The sequence below is a fragment of the Breznakia sp. PF5-3 genome (assembly GCF_029504745.1).
Lineage (GTDB): Bacteria > Bacillota_I > Bacilli_A > Erysipelotrichales > Erysipelotrichaceae > Breznakia.
Genome location: NZ_JAQFIQ010000005.1, coordinates 1 through 15,697 on the forward strand (window position 1 = coordinate 1; position 15,697 = coordinate 15,697).

At 34.0% G+C, this 15,697-nt stretch carries 14 protein-coding genes and 1 other annotated feature; of the genes, 2 read left to right on the forward strand and 12 right to left on the reverse strand.

The window, feature by feature from the left end; all coding sequences use genetic code 11:
- Nucleotides 1-79 precede the first annotated feature (79 nt).
- Nucleotides 80-1,594 (reverse strand): HAMP domain-containing sensor histidine kinase, encoded by a 1,515-nt coding sequence (locus tag M2475_RS01900; protein ID WP_277489237.1) that lies wholly within the window; start codon nucleotides 1,592-1,594, stop codon nucleotides 80-82.
- Nucleotides 1,584-2,282 carry a response regulator transcription factor gene (locus M2475_RS01905; RefSeq protein WP_277489238.1) on the reverse strand — a complete coding sequence of 233 codons (699 nt, stop codon included), beginning with the start codon at nucleotides 2,280-2,282 and terminating at the stop codon, nucleotides 1,584-1,586. Before M2475_RS01905 ends, M2475_RS01900 begins: the two co-directional genes overlap by 11 nt.
- A gap of 155 nt (nucleotides 2,283-2,437) precedes the next feature.
- Between M2475_RS01905 and M2475_RS01910 the strand changes: the two genes are divergently transcribed.
- A complete protein-coding gene (locus tag M2475_RS01910) occupies nucleotides 2,438-2,959 on the forward strand; it encodes a hypothetical protein (protein ID WP_277489239.1) in 522 nt (173 codons plus the stop codon).
- 9 nt (nucleotides 2,960-2,968) lie between these two features.
- On the opposite strand, the gene metA is transcribed toward M2475_RS01910, so the two are convergent.
- From metA to M2475_RS01945, 7 genes are all read right to left on the reverse strand, one after another.
- Nucleotides 2,969-3,892 (reverse strand): homoserine O-succinyltransferase, encoded by a 924-nt coding sequence (gene metA, locus M2475_RS01915; protein WP_277489240.1) that lies wholly within the window; start codon nucleotides 3,890-3,892, stop codon nucleotides 2,969-2,971.
- Nucleotide 3,893: 1 nt separating this feature from the next.
- Entirely contained in the window at nucleotides 3,894-5,168 is a 1,275-nt protein-coding gene (locus M2475_RS01920) for an O-acetylhomoserine aminocarboxypropyltransferase/cysteine synthase (RefSeq protein WP_277489242.1), read from the reverse strand.
- 40 nt (nucleotides 5,169-5,208) lie between these two features.
- Nucleotides 5,209-5,447 (reverse strand) — a binding site (T-box leader).
- Between the two features lie 61 nt (nucleotides 5,448-5,508).
- On the reverse strand, nucleotides 5,509-6,972 hold the full coding sequence (locus tag M2475_RS01925; protein WP_277489244.1) for an alpha-amylase: 1,464 nt from the start codon (nucleotides 6,970-6,972) through the stop codon (nucleotides 5,509-5,511).
- A gap of 104 nt (nucleotides 6,973-7,076) precedes the next feature.
- On the reverse strand, nucleotides 7,077-8,261 hold the full coding sequence (gene hydF, locus M2475_RS01930) for a [FeFe] hydrogenase H-cluster maturation GTPase HydF (protein WP_277489246.1): 1,185 nt from the start codon (nucleotides 8,259-8,261) through the stop codon (nucleotides 7,077-7,079).
- 8 nt (nucleotides 8,262-8,269) lie between these two features.
- Nucleotides 8,270-9,682 carry a [FeFe] hydrogenase H-cluster radical SAM maturase HydG gene (gene hydG, locus M2475_RS01935; protein WP_277489247.1) on the reverse strand — a complete coding sequence of 471 codons (1,413 nt, stop codon included), beginning with the start codon at nucleotides 9,680-9,682 and terminating at the stop codon, nucleotides 8,270-8,272.
- A complete protein-coding gene (gene hydE / locus M2475_RS01940) occupies nucleotides 9,675-10,721 on the reverse strand; it encodes a [FeFe] hydrogenase H-cluster radical SAM maturase HydE (protein WP_277489248.1) in 1,047 nt (348 codons plus the stop codon). Before hydE ends, hydG begins: the two co-directional genes overlap by 8 nt.
- Before the next feature lie 7 nt (nucleotides 10,722-10,728).
- Nucleotides 10,729-10,974 (reverse strand): TM1266 family iron-only hydrogenase system putative regulator, encoded by a 246-nt coding sequence (locus M2475_RS01945; RefSeq protein ID WP_277489250.1) that lies wholly within the window; start codon nucleotides 10,972-10,974, stop codon nucleotides 10,729-10,731.
- A gap of 236 nt (nucleotides 10,975-11,210) precedes the next feature.
- Here M2475_RS01945 and M2475_RS01950 point away from each other — a divergent pair, with 236 nt between their 5' ends.
- A complete protein-coding gene (locus M2475_RS01950) occupies nucleotides 11,211-11,471 on the forward strand; it encodes a hypothetical protein (protein WP_277489251.1) in 261 nt (86 codons plus the stop codon).
- Between the two features lie 63 nt (nucleotides 11,472-11,534).
- Here the strand turns inward: M2475_RS01950 and M2475_RS01955 are convergent, their stop codons facing one another.
- From M2475_RS01955 to M2475_RS01965, 3 genes are read right to left on the reverse strand one after another with little or no spacing between them, the layout of a single operon-like run.
- Complete coding sequence (locus tag M2475_RS01955) at nucleotides 11,535-13,415, reverse strand: ABC transporter ATP-binding protein (protein ID WP_277489253.1); 1,881 nt, start codon at nucleotides 13,413-13,415, stop codon at nucleotides 11,535-11,537.
- Nucleotides 13,402-15,141 (reverse strand): ABC transporter ATP-binding protein, encoded by a 1,740-nt coding sequence (locus tag M2475_RS01960; RefSeq protein WP_277489254.1) that lies wholly within the window; start codon nucleotides 15,139-15,141, stop codon nucleotides 13,402-13,404. Before M2475_RS01960 ends, M2475_RS01955 begins: the two co-directional genes overlap by 14 nt.
- Entirely contained in the window at nucleotides 15,104-15,595 is a 492-nt protein-coding gene (locus tag M2475_RS01965) for a MarR family transcriptional regulator (RefSeq protein WP_277489255.1), read from the reverse strand. The genes M2475_RS01960 and M2475_RS01965 overlap by 38 nt, the downstream gene beginning before the upstream one ends.
- Between the last annotated feature and the right edge of the window lie 102 nt (nucleotides 15,596-15,697).

A 15,697-nucleotide genomic window follows, 5' to 3' on the forward strand; every position in this document is an offset into this window, starting at 1 on the left:
TTATAGAGGATTCACCTCTGAAGCAAGACAATTGCACTTTTTTGATAGATTATAGTTAATTTTATTTAGCTATTGACATCTAATAGTTTGTCTTTATTATAAAACGAACACTCGTTCCTTTATTCAATTCACTTTTAATATCAATATGAATATTGTGACGATCCGCAATTTCTTTCGCTATTGCCAATCCCAAGCCACTTCCATTTGCATTGTTTTCATCTTTACTTGCATAAAAGTTCTTAAAAATATTAGGCAAGATGGAAGAATCAATACCACAACCATAATCCACCACTTCAATAATCTTATCATCTTTGTCTGCACGTACATCTATTTTACTAGCAACATTAGAAAACTTGATTGCATTATCGAAAACAATCATGAACATTTGACGAATTCGTGTATAATCTGCATGAATCATCCATACCTCATTAAGTTTATTATCATAGCATATCTCAATCTCTTTCTTCTTTGCAATCTGAGTGGATGATCGTAGTGCATCCTCTACAACATCAAATACATTCACTTCGTTTTTCATAATCGAATAACTCGGATTTTGTAATCGTGATAGTTCTAATAGATCATTTACCATTCGCTCTAAATGCAAACTATCTGCCAGCATCTGTTGATAATACTCCTTGCGTTTATTCTCATCTTTTATAACACCATCATTTAATGCTTCTAAAGAACCACGAATGACTGTAATTGGGGTTCTTAATTCATGTGAAATATTAGAAATGAAATCTTTTCTAGATTGTTCTAATATTTCAATATTCTTGGCTGATTCATCCAATTTTAAAGCTAACATATCAATATGCTTTGCCAAAGAACCTAATTCATCATTTTGTTGGATATCTGTATGTGCTTTATAATCACCTTCCGCTAACTTTTGAGTGGTTGCCTCCATCTTTTTTAAAGGATAAACAAAACGCTTCGCTAAAAGAATCGACAATCCGAAAATAAATAGGATAGCCACTCCAAAACTAATCATCAACACCGTAATTCCTGAGCGTGATAATGCCTCAATTCCAGAGACTTCACTATGCAGTAATACCGCTGCAACAACATTATTATCTTTATCATATACAGGAGCTCCTGCTGTAATTGTAGGATCTTCTAAAAGACCACTAAAATTATCACTCGTTACACTTTCTCCAGCAAAAACATCCTCTACCATCGTCTCAGCACTATCTGGCAAATCGGCATAACTAACTTCATGTTTTCCATGTCCTACTTGAATATTTTTGGTATCTCGATCAACAACCCAAACATTTCCTAATGTTGCATCATCAACAAATCGTATGTATGCACCATATCCATTTTGTCCATTTTGTCCATTTTGACCTTGATTATTCGCTTGTCCTTTGCCATTCCCATGTCCATGAGAAGTTGTTTCATGCTCTTTCTCACTCTCTGCAAGTTCATAAGTACTCAATGTATCTGCAATATTTTCAGCGCGCTCTTTTAAATCATTTGAACTCGTATTTGTCGTTTGCGTCGAAAACAAGTTTAAAAATAACAATCCTACAATGATTGCAAATAACAATAATAACCCTGTAAAGTATAAAACTAATTTTCTTGTAATCTTATGTTTCATCTGTAACTTCCTCAAATTTATAACCAACGCCCCAAATGGTAGTGATCTTCCAATGTTTATGTTCATAACGATCGAGCTTTGCTCGTAATCGTTTTATATGCGAATCTACCGTTCTACTATCACCATAGTAATCATATCCCCAAACGCTATCAAGTAGATTATCTCGTGTAAATACCTTATTTCTATTTGTTGCAAGAAGCCATAACAATTCAATTTCTTTTTTGGTTAGCGAAAGCTTTTCTTCCGCAATCATAACTTCATAGCTTTCTAAGTCAATTTGCAAATTATCATATTGATAATGTTTTTGATCATCCTTTGATTCAAACGTATCCATGCGTCTTAAGATAGCTCTAACCCTTGCCATTACCTCATTTGGAGAAAAAGGTTTTACAATATAATCATCAGCACCAATATCCAATCCCATAATCTTTTCAAAATCTTCCCCTCTTGCAGTAACCATAAGAATTGGTACATTTGAAGTTTTTCGAATTTTTCGACATACTTCAAATCCATCTAATTTTGGCATCATAACATCCAACAATAGAATATCTATGTTTTCTTCATCAAATATTTGTAATGCTGCTTCCCCATCATGGGCAAGAAAAACAGTATATCCTTCTTGTAATGCATACTCACTTAAAATAGAAGTAATTTGTTTATTATCATCGGCTATTAATATCTGTGTCATAAAGAAACCTCCTACCTTGTATAAGTATATCTTTAAATCTTGTCTTTTTTATGTCCTTTAATTTGACTTTATCATAAAAATAGAAAGAAAAAAACATCATTCTGTCACAATTCTATTTTAAACTATAGATGAAGATAACAAGAGGAGGAAATTTTATGAAAAGAAAAATTATGATTATTGCATGTAGTTTTGTTTTAATTACTACGTTATTCGTACTTATCACAAACAAAACTGAAGCAGCTACTGGAAAAGGTATTATGCAACATTGGGATTCTCAAACAAAAGAAAATCTAAAACAAAAAAAGCAAAGTACAAAAGCAGTGAAATCAAATGTTGCCCCTGATACAACAGTAGACACTTCAAATCAGCCTACACAAGCTGCTTGGGTTTGTCCAAACAATTGTAATGGTGGACCTTGTTCGAATGTAGATTGTCCAAATTACACAACTGCTTGGAGTTGCCCAAATAACTGTAATGGTGGATCTTGTTCGAATGCAGATTGTCCAAATTACACAGCTACTTGGAACTGTCCAAACAACTGTAATGGCGGTGCTTGTTCAAATGCAAATTGTCCAAACTATGTGAATTCATCACAAACACCAAATGGAGGACAACACCATGGTAATGATCGCCATAACCAATCAAATTCAGGTCGACACAAAAGTAGACATCACTAAAAAATGCCATTAAAATGGCATTTTTTCTAATATATCTAAATCATATGGTGTTTGTTGGTAAACATAATTCAACCAATTGTGATAAAACAAATTCGCATGGGCACGCCATGTACAAATAGGTTCCTTACTTGCATCGTTCTCTGGGAAATAATCAAATGGAATTTGAATATCGATTCCTTTTTCTAAATCACGATGATATTCCTTTACTAAGGTATCAGCATCATACTCTAGATGTCCTAGAATGAAGATATGCCTTGCATCTTTCGACATAACCATATTCATTCCTGAAAGCGGTGATGAGGATAAAATTTCTAATTTATCATTGGCTTTCACCTTTTCTTCATCTATTCCTGTATACCTTGATTGTGGAGTATCGAATACATCATCAAAGCCATTCATAATAAAATGATTTGATTGTACTTGTTGCGCATAAATACCAAACAATTTTTGATCATATTGCACTTTATCAATATCATAATGATAATATAAACCTGCTTGTGCACCCCAACAAATATGTACAGTAGAGAAGATATGACGTTTACTCCAATTCATAATCGTACAAAGTTCTTCCCAATAATCTACTTCATTAAATGTAAGATGTTCTAAAGGTGCTCCTGTAATAACCATTGCATCATAACGATTTTCATAAATCTCATCAAAATCTAAATAGAATTTTGATAAGTGACTCATGCTTGTATGCTTTGACACGTGTGATTTCATCTTTAGAAAATCAACATCAATCTGTAATGGTGATTTACTGATCAATCTTAATAATTGTATTTCTGTATCAATTTTATTTGGCATTAAATTTAAAATTAATAATTTGATTGGTCTTATATCTTGATGAATTGCGCGTTCGTTATCAATGGCAAAGATATTTTCCTTATCTAATACATGTTTTGCTGGAAAATCATCCAATAATTTAATTGGCATTCTACGCTTCTCCCAATGCCTTAAACGCTTGTTTTAAATCAGCAAGAATATCATCAATATGTTCAATACCACATGATAGACGTACCAATCCTGGAGTAATACCACAATCCAATAATTGCTCATCACTTAATTGACGATGCGTAGAAGTAGCTGGATGTAAAATACAAGTACGGATATCAGCAACATGTACTTCCAATGAGATTAATTTTAAATTGTCAATTAATTTAGCAGCTCTTTCTCTTCCACCTTTTACGATAAAGGAAATAACCCCACAGCATCCATTTGGTAAATACTTTTGCGCTAGTTCATGATATGGGTCACTTTCCAAGCCTGGAAAACTAACACTTTCTATTTCATCTTGGGCTTGTAAATATTTTGCTACATCTAATGCATTTGCATAATGTTTATCCATACGTACTGTTAATGTTTCAATACCAGCATTCAATAAGAATGCATTTTGTGGAGCTGGGGTTGAACCCAAATCACGCATCAACTGTACTCTTGCTTTGGTAATGTATGCAAGTTCTTTAAACGTTTCTACATAACTAACTCCATGATATGTTTCATCTGGTTCTACCAATCCTGGGAATTTTCCATTATCCCAATTAAATTTTCCACTATCAATAATTACTCCACCAACTTGAAGTGCATGTCCATCTAGATATTTTGTTGTACTATGAGTCACAATATCTGCACCAAATTCAAATGGACGACAGAAATATGGAGTTGGGAAAGTATTGTCGATGATAAGCGGAACATCATTGTCATGTGCCAATTTCGCAAACTTCTCAATATCCAATACCGTCAAAGCGGGATTTGCTACTGTTTCTGCAAATACGGCTTTGGTATTTTTCTTAATATATTTTTGTAATTCTTCCAATGGTAAATCTTGATCTACAAAGGTAACTTCAATGCCAAACTTTTTTAATGTATGAGCAAATAAATTTACTGTTCCACCATAAATATAAGAGGAAGAAATGAAATGATCTCCACACTCTAAAATATTTAAAATGGCTAGAAAACTTGCAGCCTGTCCTGATGATGTACACAAAGCTCCAACTCCACCTTCTAAAGCAGCAAGCTTTTGTTCTACAGCATCAACGGTTGGATTTGCTAAACGTGTATAGAAAAAACCAGGTGCTGTTAAATCAAATAGCTGTCCTACATATTCTGTAGAATCATACTTATACGTTGTACTTTGACAAATTGGTAGAACTCTAGGCTCTCCATTTTTCGGTTTATATCCTTCATGCAATACTTTTGTTTCTAATTTCATTTCCATCACTCTCTTTCTTAAAATAAAAAATCTTTCATCCAAATAGGACGAAAGATCGTGGTACCACCTATATTCGTTAATATTTCACAATATCAACCTCTTCAAGTACATGTTATATACTCTATCGCTGTAACGAGCGAACACGTCACCTTCTAACATCATATGCTCGAAGGATGCTACTCCAAGACCATCTTCTACAATACTTCCTTTATTCCTTCTCACCTGCTGGAACTCTCTTTAAAAGTAGATATCGTATACTCTTCTTTTCACAGTATTTATATTTGCTTATCATTCTATCACAATGCTAAGCGATGTCAATACTTTTTTTATTTTGTTTCTATTACAATACTTTATCTAATGTCTTCTCTGATACCCATACGGATACGGAACCATCATTTACAGCAAAGTCTGCACAGCCATCTTCTTCAATTTCTAAACGTTCACTGCGGTTTCCCAAACAATCCACATAAATCTCACCAACATGTTGAGCCCCTATACTCATTCGTTTGACTCCACCTTTGGCATTCGTAACAACTAATGCGACACCAGAATCTTCATGCTCTGTATCACCAAATCTGGTAAATCCAATGATATCAGGATGATCAAAATAGTCCATCTCAGGCCCATAAGCTAAGTATTTACGTACTTTTATCAATATCTCTAACTCTTTCCCCACAGGATCGATATCTTGCTTAGGGATCCCGAATAAGTCCCCAAAGAACACACAAGGAATACCTTCATCCTTCAACAATATCAAAGCATATGCTTGTGGTTTAAACCAACCTTCAATCCATGATTCTAAGCTTTGTCCTGGTTGCGTATCATGATTATCAACAAAGGTAGTTGCCCAGTTGTGACGTGTCTGCAATAATGTATTCTCAAAAATATTACGCATATCAAAGCGTCCATCTGAATTTGATGCATGTTGTAAATTAAAATGTAAAGGAACATCAAACAACGACATCATACCACCACAAGAATCCAAATAATTTTCTAACTTTTCTAAATCACCATTCCAATATTCACCAACCGCAAAAATATCTTTTCCAGCTTCAGAGCGACGATTTTTCAACCACTCAATAAAAAAGGAAAAACGAATATGCTTCACCGCATCTAGTCGATATCCATCAACCTCACTCAACGCTTGATACCAATTCCCCCAACGATTCAATTGATCAACCGTTTCTGGATTATCCATATCAAGATCAGCTCCCATTAGATAATCAAAATTACCATTTTCATTATCTACATTTTGCTCCCACTTCTTACCTTCAAATCCATAAATAGCTTCTTTTTGTGTGAATTCATCCCAATTTACACCTTTAAAGTTCTTCCAAGTCCAAACATAGTCATTATACATTCCATGTCTTTTAGGAAACGTAAATTTTGTCCATGCCTTTATTCTTTCAATACCACTCTCTTGTTGATTACGATTAGTATCTAAAAACCGAATTGCATCCACTTCTTCAGTTTCATCTGCGCCAATAAAATGATCAAATACAATATCTGCATAAACTTCAAGTCCAACATCGTGCAATGCACGAATGGCATGCAAATATTGATCTTTCGTTCCATACTTTGTAGGAATAGCACCCTTTTGATCAAATTCTCCTAAATCATATAAATCATAAACACCATATCCGACATCATGAATTCCTGCTGCCCCTTTATAAGCTGGAGGTAACCAAACACCATAAAAACCCATCTCTTTAAAACGGTGGGCATTTTCGACAATATAATTCCAATGATTTGTATCTTCTGGCAAGTACCATTCAAAACCTTGCAAGATTGTTTTGTTCTCCATATATACTCCTATATTATTTCTATTATACGTTTTTTTCATACTCACATGCAAACAATACGCGACAAAAAAAGGACCTTCCATACTTGAAAAGTCCTAAATACTTACTAAATACTAATCTTATCTAATATATTATTTAAGTATGCTATGGTAACTCCATAGTTTGTAATCGGTACTCCATTTTGCTTAGCTTGTTGTAAACGCGATAATACATATTTCCGATTAAACATACAAGCTCCACAATGAATAATCAAATCATAAGCTTTTAAATCTATAGGAAATTGGTTTCCACTAACTACATCAATCTGTAGCTTATCACCAACCTTATTGCGTAATAACTTAGGAATTTTCACTCTGCCGATATCTTCGCTAAGTGGTGCGTGAGTACAAGCTTCCGCTATCAATACTTTTGATGTTTCCTGTAGATTATCAATTGCTTGTGCACCTTCTATAAATGCATTTATATCCCCTTTATAAGCAGCAAACAAAATAGAAAAAGAGGTTAATTTACTAGCTTTGGGTTTTCTTTCATAAACTTTTTTAAATACTTGTGAATCACAAATAATCAAAGCTGGATCTTTCGCTAAAGATTGTAGTGCTTCCTCCATCTTATCCATTGTACAACTTACAACGATACTCTTTTTATCAAGCAAGTCACGAATGGTTTGTACTTGTGGTAAAATCAATCGTCCTTTTGGTGCTTGAATATCTTGAGGCATCACCAATAATACAAGATCATCTTCTCTTACCAATGTCTTAGTAATGCTTTCCATTCCATAATCTTCAGGCAATAAGCGCAGAATTGCTTTACGAATCACTTCTACATTGTTTTCTCTCGCATTGATAACAAACAGATTCTCATGTACAAAAGATATTAGTTTTTCTTTGATTTTTTCTGGACTATTATCTTTTGTTTCATTGATTATGGTAATAATTTTAATATTCAAATCTTTAAAATATTGATACCATTTTTTTCCTTCTTCAATATCTTCATCTGCAAATACAACGATTGCAATATCACTTTTTGCAGCTGCTAATTTTGTTTTTTCTAATCGCTTTTCCCCTAATTGGGTAGCATCTCCATAACCAGCGGTATCAATAAACACAACCGGTCCAATACCATATAATTCCATGGGCTTATAAATAGGATCGGTAGTAGTACCTTCTTGATTAGAAACAATGGAAACTGCTTGTTTTGTAAGACCATTTAATAAGGTTGATTTCCCACTATTCACTTTTCCAAAAATACCAATATGCAAGCGATTGGCATTGGGTGTACTTTGTAAACTCATACTATCACCTAGAAACGGAAATCCCGTTTTCCATCATGCAACTTCTTCAAATATTCTTCTGCAATTGCTTTTACTTTCTCACTTTTAATATTTGGTATCTCTTTACGAATTACTGCTTCACCCAAAATGCGAGTAGCATCACTTGCATAATCTTCTAGATATTCCTTCAATGTCATCAAGGCGTTTGGTTGACATATATTCGCAATTTGTCCTGACTTCACCAAAGACATAAAACGATCTCCTGTACGTCCTTCACGATAACATGCAGTACAAAAACTTGGTATATAACCTAAGGACAACAACCAATGAACAACCTCGTCAAGCGTCCTTGTATCGCTTACATCAAATTGTGAACTATTTTCTTCTTCTTTCTCTGCATATCCTCCAACACTAGTTGAAGAACCGCCACTAATTTGAGATATTCCCAATTTCAACACACGTTCTCTTGATTTTTGTGTTTCTCTAGTGGAAATAATCATTCCTGTATAAGGGACAGCAATTCGAATAACGGCTGTAATCTTCGCAAAAATATCATCACTAATTGCATCTTCAAAATCTTCTGGATCAATATCGTCTGCTGCCCGAATTCGAGGTACACTTATCGTGTGTGGTCCCACACCATGTACCGCCTCTAAATGCTCCGCATGCATCAACAAGCCAACAAAATCATAACGATACATATTAAGTCCAAAAAGAACTCCAATTCCTACATCATCAATCCCAGCATCCATTGCACGATCCATCGCTTCTGTATGGTAAGCATAATCATGCTTTGGTCCAGTTGGATGTAACATTTCATAATTTTCTTTATGATATGTTTCTTGGAATAGAATATACGTCCCAATCCCTGCATCTTTTAATTTCTTATAATTTTCTACTGTCGTAGCAGCAATATTTACATTCACTCTACGAATTGCTCCATTTTTATGTTGAATCGAATAAATGGTTTTAATACTATCAAGAACGTATTCAATTGGTGACTCAATAGGATCCTCTCCTGTTTCTAATGCTAAACGTTTATGACCCATATCTTGTAATGCAATTACTTCTTTTCGTATTTCTTCTTGGGTCAACTTCTTTCTAGCAATCGTTTTATTCTTATAGTGATATGGACAATATACACAACCATTTACACAATAATTAGACAAATACAATGGCGCAAACATCACAATTCGATTTCCATAAAATTTTTCTTTTATCTCCATTGCCAATTCTTCAATTTGTTTGTTTTCTTCTTCTAAATCACACTCTAAAAGAACCGCTGCCTCTTTATAAGAAAGCCCTTTACATTCCTTTGCCTTATTTAAAATCTCATTGATTAATTGCTTATTTGATTTATTTTCTTGAGCATATGCTAGGGTTGCCAAGATTTCTTTATCATCAATAAATTCTGTTGCTTTTCTAGATCCTTTGTTATACATCTTTCTCTCCTTTAAAATCTCCTCTATCATAGCTAATTGTATAGCCAATTTTTTCTAATCGTTTGTTTAAACTATCCAAGGATTCCGCTGCTTCATCATCCATGCAAGCTTTATCATTGTATAATTGATATTTTTTACGCATCGTAAGTGGTGATAAATTCGGCATCACCACATTTGCACCAGCTAAAATTCCTTGATCACGTCCTGTTGGATCAATCGTTGCCAATGCCGTAGTGGAAGGAATCAATGCTTGAGGGTGCATTAAACGCATAATCGCTAATAAAATTAACGTTGTATCCATACTCCCCTTTGCTTCTTCTTTAAACGGTGTATCCTCATGTGGTAAATATGGTCCGATTCCTATCATTTCAGGTGATAATTCCTCTAAAAACTTGATATCTTCAATCAAATTTTGGGTAGTTTGTTTAGGAGAACCAACCATGATACCACTACCTGTTTGAAAGCCTATTTCCTTTAAATCTTTTAGACACTGTACTCGTGTTTGAATATGCATCCCTTCTGGATGTAAAGATGCATAATGCTTTTCATTGATGGATTCATGTCGTAATAAATACCGATTCGCTCCTGCATGAAAATATTGCTCATACGTATGCTTATCCTTTTCTCCCATACTTAACGTAATTGCACAATCTGGATACTTATCACGAATTGTACGGATGATATCACTCATCTCATTTACACGATAGCTATCATCTTCTCCCGATTGTAAGACAAATGTTCTAAAACCTAATTGATATCCTGTTTGACAACATTCTAATACATCTTCTTTATTTAAACGATAGCGTTCAACCTTTTCATTATCACGGCGTATCCCACAATAATAGCAATTGTTCTTACAATAGTTTGAGAACTCTATCAACCCACGAATAAAAACTTTATTACCAAAGTTTTCTTGAGCTACAGCTCTTGCTTGTTCAAACAAATATGCTTTTTCATTATCACTTAACTTCGTTAATAGATATTCATATTCATAATCTTCTAGATGTCGCTTGTTTCTTAATTTATCTATAAGTTTCATACATTACCTAAACATTCGCATATAATGTTTTTGATTTAATATGATCAAGCATTCCTAACTTTCCCGATAAGGCAGAAATCACATCATTTGGTGCATCAATAATAATACTGATTACAGATATATTCCGCTTACGATAAGGAATTCCCATGCGTCCTACAATATATTCTCCATATGTATGTAATAATTGATTCATTGCTTCTACTGAACCACCCTTTTCAACGATGATTCCAATCTGTGCGATCCTTGTTTCCATATAACCTCCAATAAAAAAATCCTTGACTACAAAAGACAAGGACAAAAAAGATTCCTCGCCTTAATACTTGGGACAGACCCTTGTACGCAGCACGATTTCTGTATTTTATATTGTACTCCTTTTTTCTAATTCTTACAACCAACAAAGAAAATATGCTTTAAATTTTACTCTTTATAAAAATACAGTATAATGTAGATAAAGAAGAAAGAATACTTTCTTAGAGGAGGATGTATAGGATGAAAAAACTATTAGGAATTAGTGTTGCCGTAATTGCTGCAAGTGGGATTGCAATTGCTGTTGCAGCAAAAATGGAAAAAGATAAAATCAAGCGCGAACTTCAAGAAAAGAAGCCCGACGAATTGATTAAAATTTTAAATGATGCCGCAACTGTTTTAGAATTAAAAGAAATTGCGGATATGGATGAAAGTACAAAAGAAAAATTTGAAAAAGCAAAAGCAACACTGATTGCAAAATCAGATAAAAAGGATAAAGAATAAACTATTTTGCTTGTATCAATAACAAAAAACGAGGGCACTCATACTGAGTTTCCTCGTTTTCTTTTATTCTAACTCCAAACCACCTGTATATAGTTGGTAGTATGTTCCATGCTCTTTTAATAAAGCATCATGATCACCACGTTCAATAATTCTACCATGATCCATAACCATGATTACATTTGAATTCTTAATCGTTGATAAACGATGCGCTATAACAAATACGGTCCTGCCTTCCATCAATTTATCCATTCCTTCCTGTACAATCTTTTCTGTACGTGAATCAATGGATGATGTTGCTTCATCTAAAATCAACACTGGTGGATTGGCAAGGGCAGCCCTTGCAATCGATAGCAATTGTCGTTGTCCTTGTGAAAGTGAACTTCCATCACTCTTTAAAACAGTATGATATCCGTCTTCTAAATGTTGTATAAATCCATGAGCATTGGCAAGCTTACTAGCAGCGATTACTTCTTCATCACTAGCATCTTCTTTCCCATAACGAATATTATCCATAATTGTTCCAGAAAATAAATGTGTATCTTGCAATACTATTCCTAAAGAACTACGTAAATCATCTTTTTTAATTAATTTCACATCGATTCCATCATAGGTAATACTACCTTTTTGGACATCATAGAAACGATTAATCAAATTTGTAATTGTTGTTTTCCCTGCACCGGTTGCACCAACAAATGCAATTTTTTGACCTGGTTGAGCATAAAGATTAATATCATGTAAAATGATTTTATCATCATTATAACCAAAGATAACATCATCAAAGCGTACATCTCCTGCCAATGGAACATAGCTTACTTCACCATTTTCACGAGGATGTTTCCACGCCCACTTTCCAGTTCGTTGTGCACTTTCCACCATCTTACCGTCTTCCATTATCGTTACATTACATAATGTGACCTTACCATCATCCACTTCTACTGGTTCATCCATCAAAGCAAAGATACGCTCTGCACCAGCCAATGCCATAATTACAGCATTCAACTGTTGTGATATTTGAGTTACTGGCATGGTGAAGGAACGATTCAACTGTAAGAAAGACGCCAACCCTCCAAGGGTTAAGTTTCCAATTCCAGAAATTGCAAACACTCCCCCAAAAAGGGCCGTAAGCACATAAGATATATTTCCTAAGTTTCCCATGATTGGCATCAAGATATTCGCATATTTATTCGCTTCATTTGCACTGTCAAACAGATCTTCATTAATCTTATCAAAAGCTTCTTTGGCAGCTGTTTCATGAGTAAATACTTTAATTACTTTCTGACCTTCAAACATTTCCTCAATATACCCATTCACACGTCCTAGATTCTTTTGTTGGGCATTGAAATATTTCGCACTTTGCCCTGCTATCCTCACTGTCACAAAGCGCATGATCACCACCATCACAATAACAATTGCGGTAAGTGGTAAACTAAGTACTAACATTGAAACAAAGACACTTACAACTGTAATTGCTGAAGAAATAAACTGTGGGATACTCTGTGATATCACCTGTCTTAAGGTATCTACATCATTGGTGTATACAGACATGATATCCCCATGTGAATGCGTATCAAAATATTTAATTGGTAACTTTTCCATATGAGCAAACAATTCATCCCGAAGCTGCTTTAAACTATTTTGGGTGATTTGGTTTAATAACCAAGAATAAATATAAGTAGCTAGTATTCCAGTTAAATAAATAACTCCCATGGTAAATAATGCATTCACCAAACTACTAAATTCAGCATTTCCTTTCATGATTGGTAAAATATAATCATCAATCAAGCTTTTCAAAAACAAGGAACTTATTACTGAAACAATCGAACTGATGAAGATAAAAACTAAAACAAGAAATGAATATCCTTTTCGTACCGATATGATAAATTTAAGAATTCGCTTTAATGTTTTTACTCCATCATTTGGTTTTACTACTTTATTTCTTGCCATTATCTTCACCTCCCTTTACTTGTGTTTCATAAACATCTTGGTAAATAGGATTCGTCTTTAATAATGCTTCATGTGTTCCAATCCCATTGATTTTTCCATCTTCTAAAACAACGATACGATCAGCATCTTCAATGGAAGAAATACGTTGTGAAATAATCAATTTTGTCGTATCTTTTAGCTTTGTTTGAAAAGCTTCACGAATAAGATAATCGGTTCTTGTATCAACCGCACTTGTAGAGTCATCTAAGATCAAAATCTTAGGCTTTCTAAGCAATGCACGGGCAATACATAAACGTTGTTTCTGACCACCAGAAACATTGCTACCACCCTGTTCAATATAGGTATCATACCCTTGGGGAAACTTACGAATAAAATCATCCGCTTGTGCTAACTTACATGCTTCCACAAGCTCTTCATCACTGGCATTACTATTACCCCAACGAAGGTTTTCTTTAATTGTACCTGAGAATAATACATTCTTTTGTAATACCATCGATACTTCTTCACGTAAAACATTTAAGTCATATTTCGCAACACTTACTCCACCAACACATAACTCCCCACTTTCAATGTCATACAATCTAGGAATCAATTGAACAAGTGTTGTTTTACTACTTCCCGTTCCTCCTATAATACCAATGGTTTCTCCACTTTTGATATGTAAATCAATATCACGAAGACTGTAATTTTCGTTATCTTTTCCATAAGTGAAATTTACATGATGAAAATCAATTGAACCATCCTTCACTTCCATAACTGGGTTTTCAGGATTCAATAAATCTGATTTTTCTTCCAACACTTCACTAATTCTTCTTACGGATGCAAAAGACATTGATAACATTACAAAAATCATTGCAAGCATCATCAAAGACATCAAGATGTTCATTGTATATGTAAACATACTCATCAATTGTCCCGTCATTAAATTGCCATCCACAATCATATTTGCACCCAACCATGAAAGCGCAATAATACAACCATACATTGCCAATTGCATGGCTGGCATATTAAACAATAGAATGTTTTCTGCTTTTCGAAATAGTTTAAACAATGCATAAGAAGCGCGATTGAATTTTTTTGTTTCTGCTTCTTCCTTTACATATGCTTTAACCACTCTCATATTCGTAATGTTTTCTTGAATACTAGCATTTAAATCATCATACTTTGTAAATGCTTTTAAATAGATAGGATATGATAAATATACAATTACTGCTAAGACAATTCCTAAAAATACGATTGCATATAAAAAGGTTGATGCTAAAGATGCATTAATATAAAAAGTCATTCCCATTGCACATATCAATATTAATGGTGCCCGCACACATAGACGTAAAACCATTTGATATGCATTTTGGACATTTGTTACATCCGTCATCATTCTTGTTACCAATCCAGCAGTCGAATACTTATCGATATTTTGAAATGAAAAATCTTGAATATTATTAAACATTGCCTTTCGCAAATTTTTCGCAAATCCTGCTGATGCATATGCTGCATACTTCCCAGACAATGCACCAAACAAAAGCGATGCAAAGGCTGCAAGACTCATCATCACACCATAAAAAATAACACTATTCATATCTCCCTTATTGACCCCTTCATCAATAATAAAAGCCATTAAAAAAGGCAATAAGATTTCTAACACAACTTCTCCAACCATAAACGTAGGAGCTAAAATCGATGCCATCTTATATTCTTTTACTTCTTTTAAGATCCTTTTTATCATAAACTTCCTCCTTTGTTTTCCCTTGTCTACTGCTCACTAATAATTTGTTCAACAACTCAAACAAGGTATCTTTTTCCCTTTCACTCAGATCAACTAGCAACGTTTCATCCATTTCATCAAATTTATTTCTGAGTTCTTCTTCAAAGCCTGCTACCGTATCATTCAACCGTATATATCTGATTCTTGCATCTTCTTTTGATGCAACACGGCGGATCAGCTGTTTTGCTTCTAAACGATTTAAAATACCAGTGAGTGTCGGATTAGAAATGTTCATATGATCCTCTATATTTCTTTGGTTCACCAACACATTTTCCTTTTCTTTACGAATCAAATAGCGCAACACTCGTACTTGACTCATCGTCAAACCATACGAACGCAACATATTGTTTATTTTATGCTCATGTATCGTATTTAACTGTTTAATAAGCAACCCAATTTTTCGTTCTTCTTTCATCGTTACCTCACTTTATATATAGCACGCTATGTATTAGTATATGCTTTTGCATATATAATGTCAACCACAATAAATGATTAAAAAAAATGATGATTATCATCA

Excerpts from the sequence above, each read along its gene's own strand:
- M2475_RS01900 (WP_277489237.1), bottom strand. The coding sequence starts at position 1,594 with ATGAAACATAAGATTACAAGAAAATTAGTTTTATACTTTACAGGGTTA.
- M2475_RS01905 (WP_277489238.1), bottom strand. The coding sequence starts at position 2,282 with ATGACACAGATATTAATAGCCGATGATAATAAACAAATTACTTCTATT.
- M2475_RS01910 (WP_277489239.1), top strand. The coding sequence starts at position 2,438 with ATGAAAAGAAAAATTATGATTATTGCATGTAGTTTTGTTTTAATTACT.
- metA (WP_277489240.1), bottom strand. The coding sequence starts at position 3,892 with ATGCCAATTAAATTATTGGATGATTTTCCAGCAAAACATGTATTAGAT.
- M2475_RS01920 (WP_277489242.1), bottom strand. The coding sequence starts at position 5,168 with ATGAAATTAGAAACAAAAGTATTGCATGAAGGATATAAACCGAAAAAT.
- M2475_RS01925 (WP_277489244.1), bottom strand. The coding sequence starts at position 6,972 with ATGGAGAACAAAACAATCTTGCAAGGTTTTGAATGGTACTTGCCAGAA.
- hydF (WP_277489246.1), bottom strand. The coding sequence starts at position 8,261 with ATGAGTTTACAAAGTACACCCAATGCCAATCGCTTGCATATTGGTATT.
- hydG (WP_277489247.1), bottom strand. The coding sequence starts at position 9,682 with ATGTATAACAAAGGATCTAGAAAAGCAACAGAATTTATTGATGATAAA.
- hydE (WP_277489248.1), bottom strand. The coding sequence starts at position 10,721 with ATGAAACTTATAGATAAATTAAGAAACAAGCGACATCTAGAAGATTAT.
- M2475_RS01945 (WP_277489250.1), bottom strand. The coding sequence starts at position 10,974 with ATGGAAACAAGGATCGCACAGATTGGAATCATCGTTGAAAAGGGTGGT.
- M2475_RS01950 (WP_277489251.1), top strand. The coding sequence starts at position 11,211 with ATGAAAAAACTATTAGGAATTAGTGTTGCCGTAATTGCTGCAAGTGGG.
- M2475_RS01955 (WP_277489253.1), bottom strand. The coding sequence starts at position 13,415 with ATGGCAAGAAATAAAGTAGTAAAACCAAATGATGGAGTAAAAACATTA.
- M2475_RS01960 (WP_277489254.1), bottom strand. The coding sequence starts at position 15,141 with ATGATAAAAAGGATCTTAAAAGAAGTAAAAGAATATAAGATGGCATCG.
- M2475_RS01965 (WP_277489255.1), bottom strand. The coding sequence starts at position 15,595 with ATGAAAGAAGAACGAAAAATTGGGTTGCTTATTAAACAGTTAAATACG.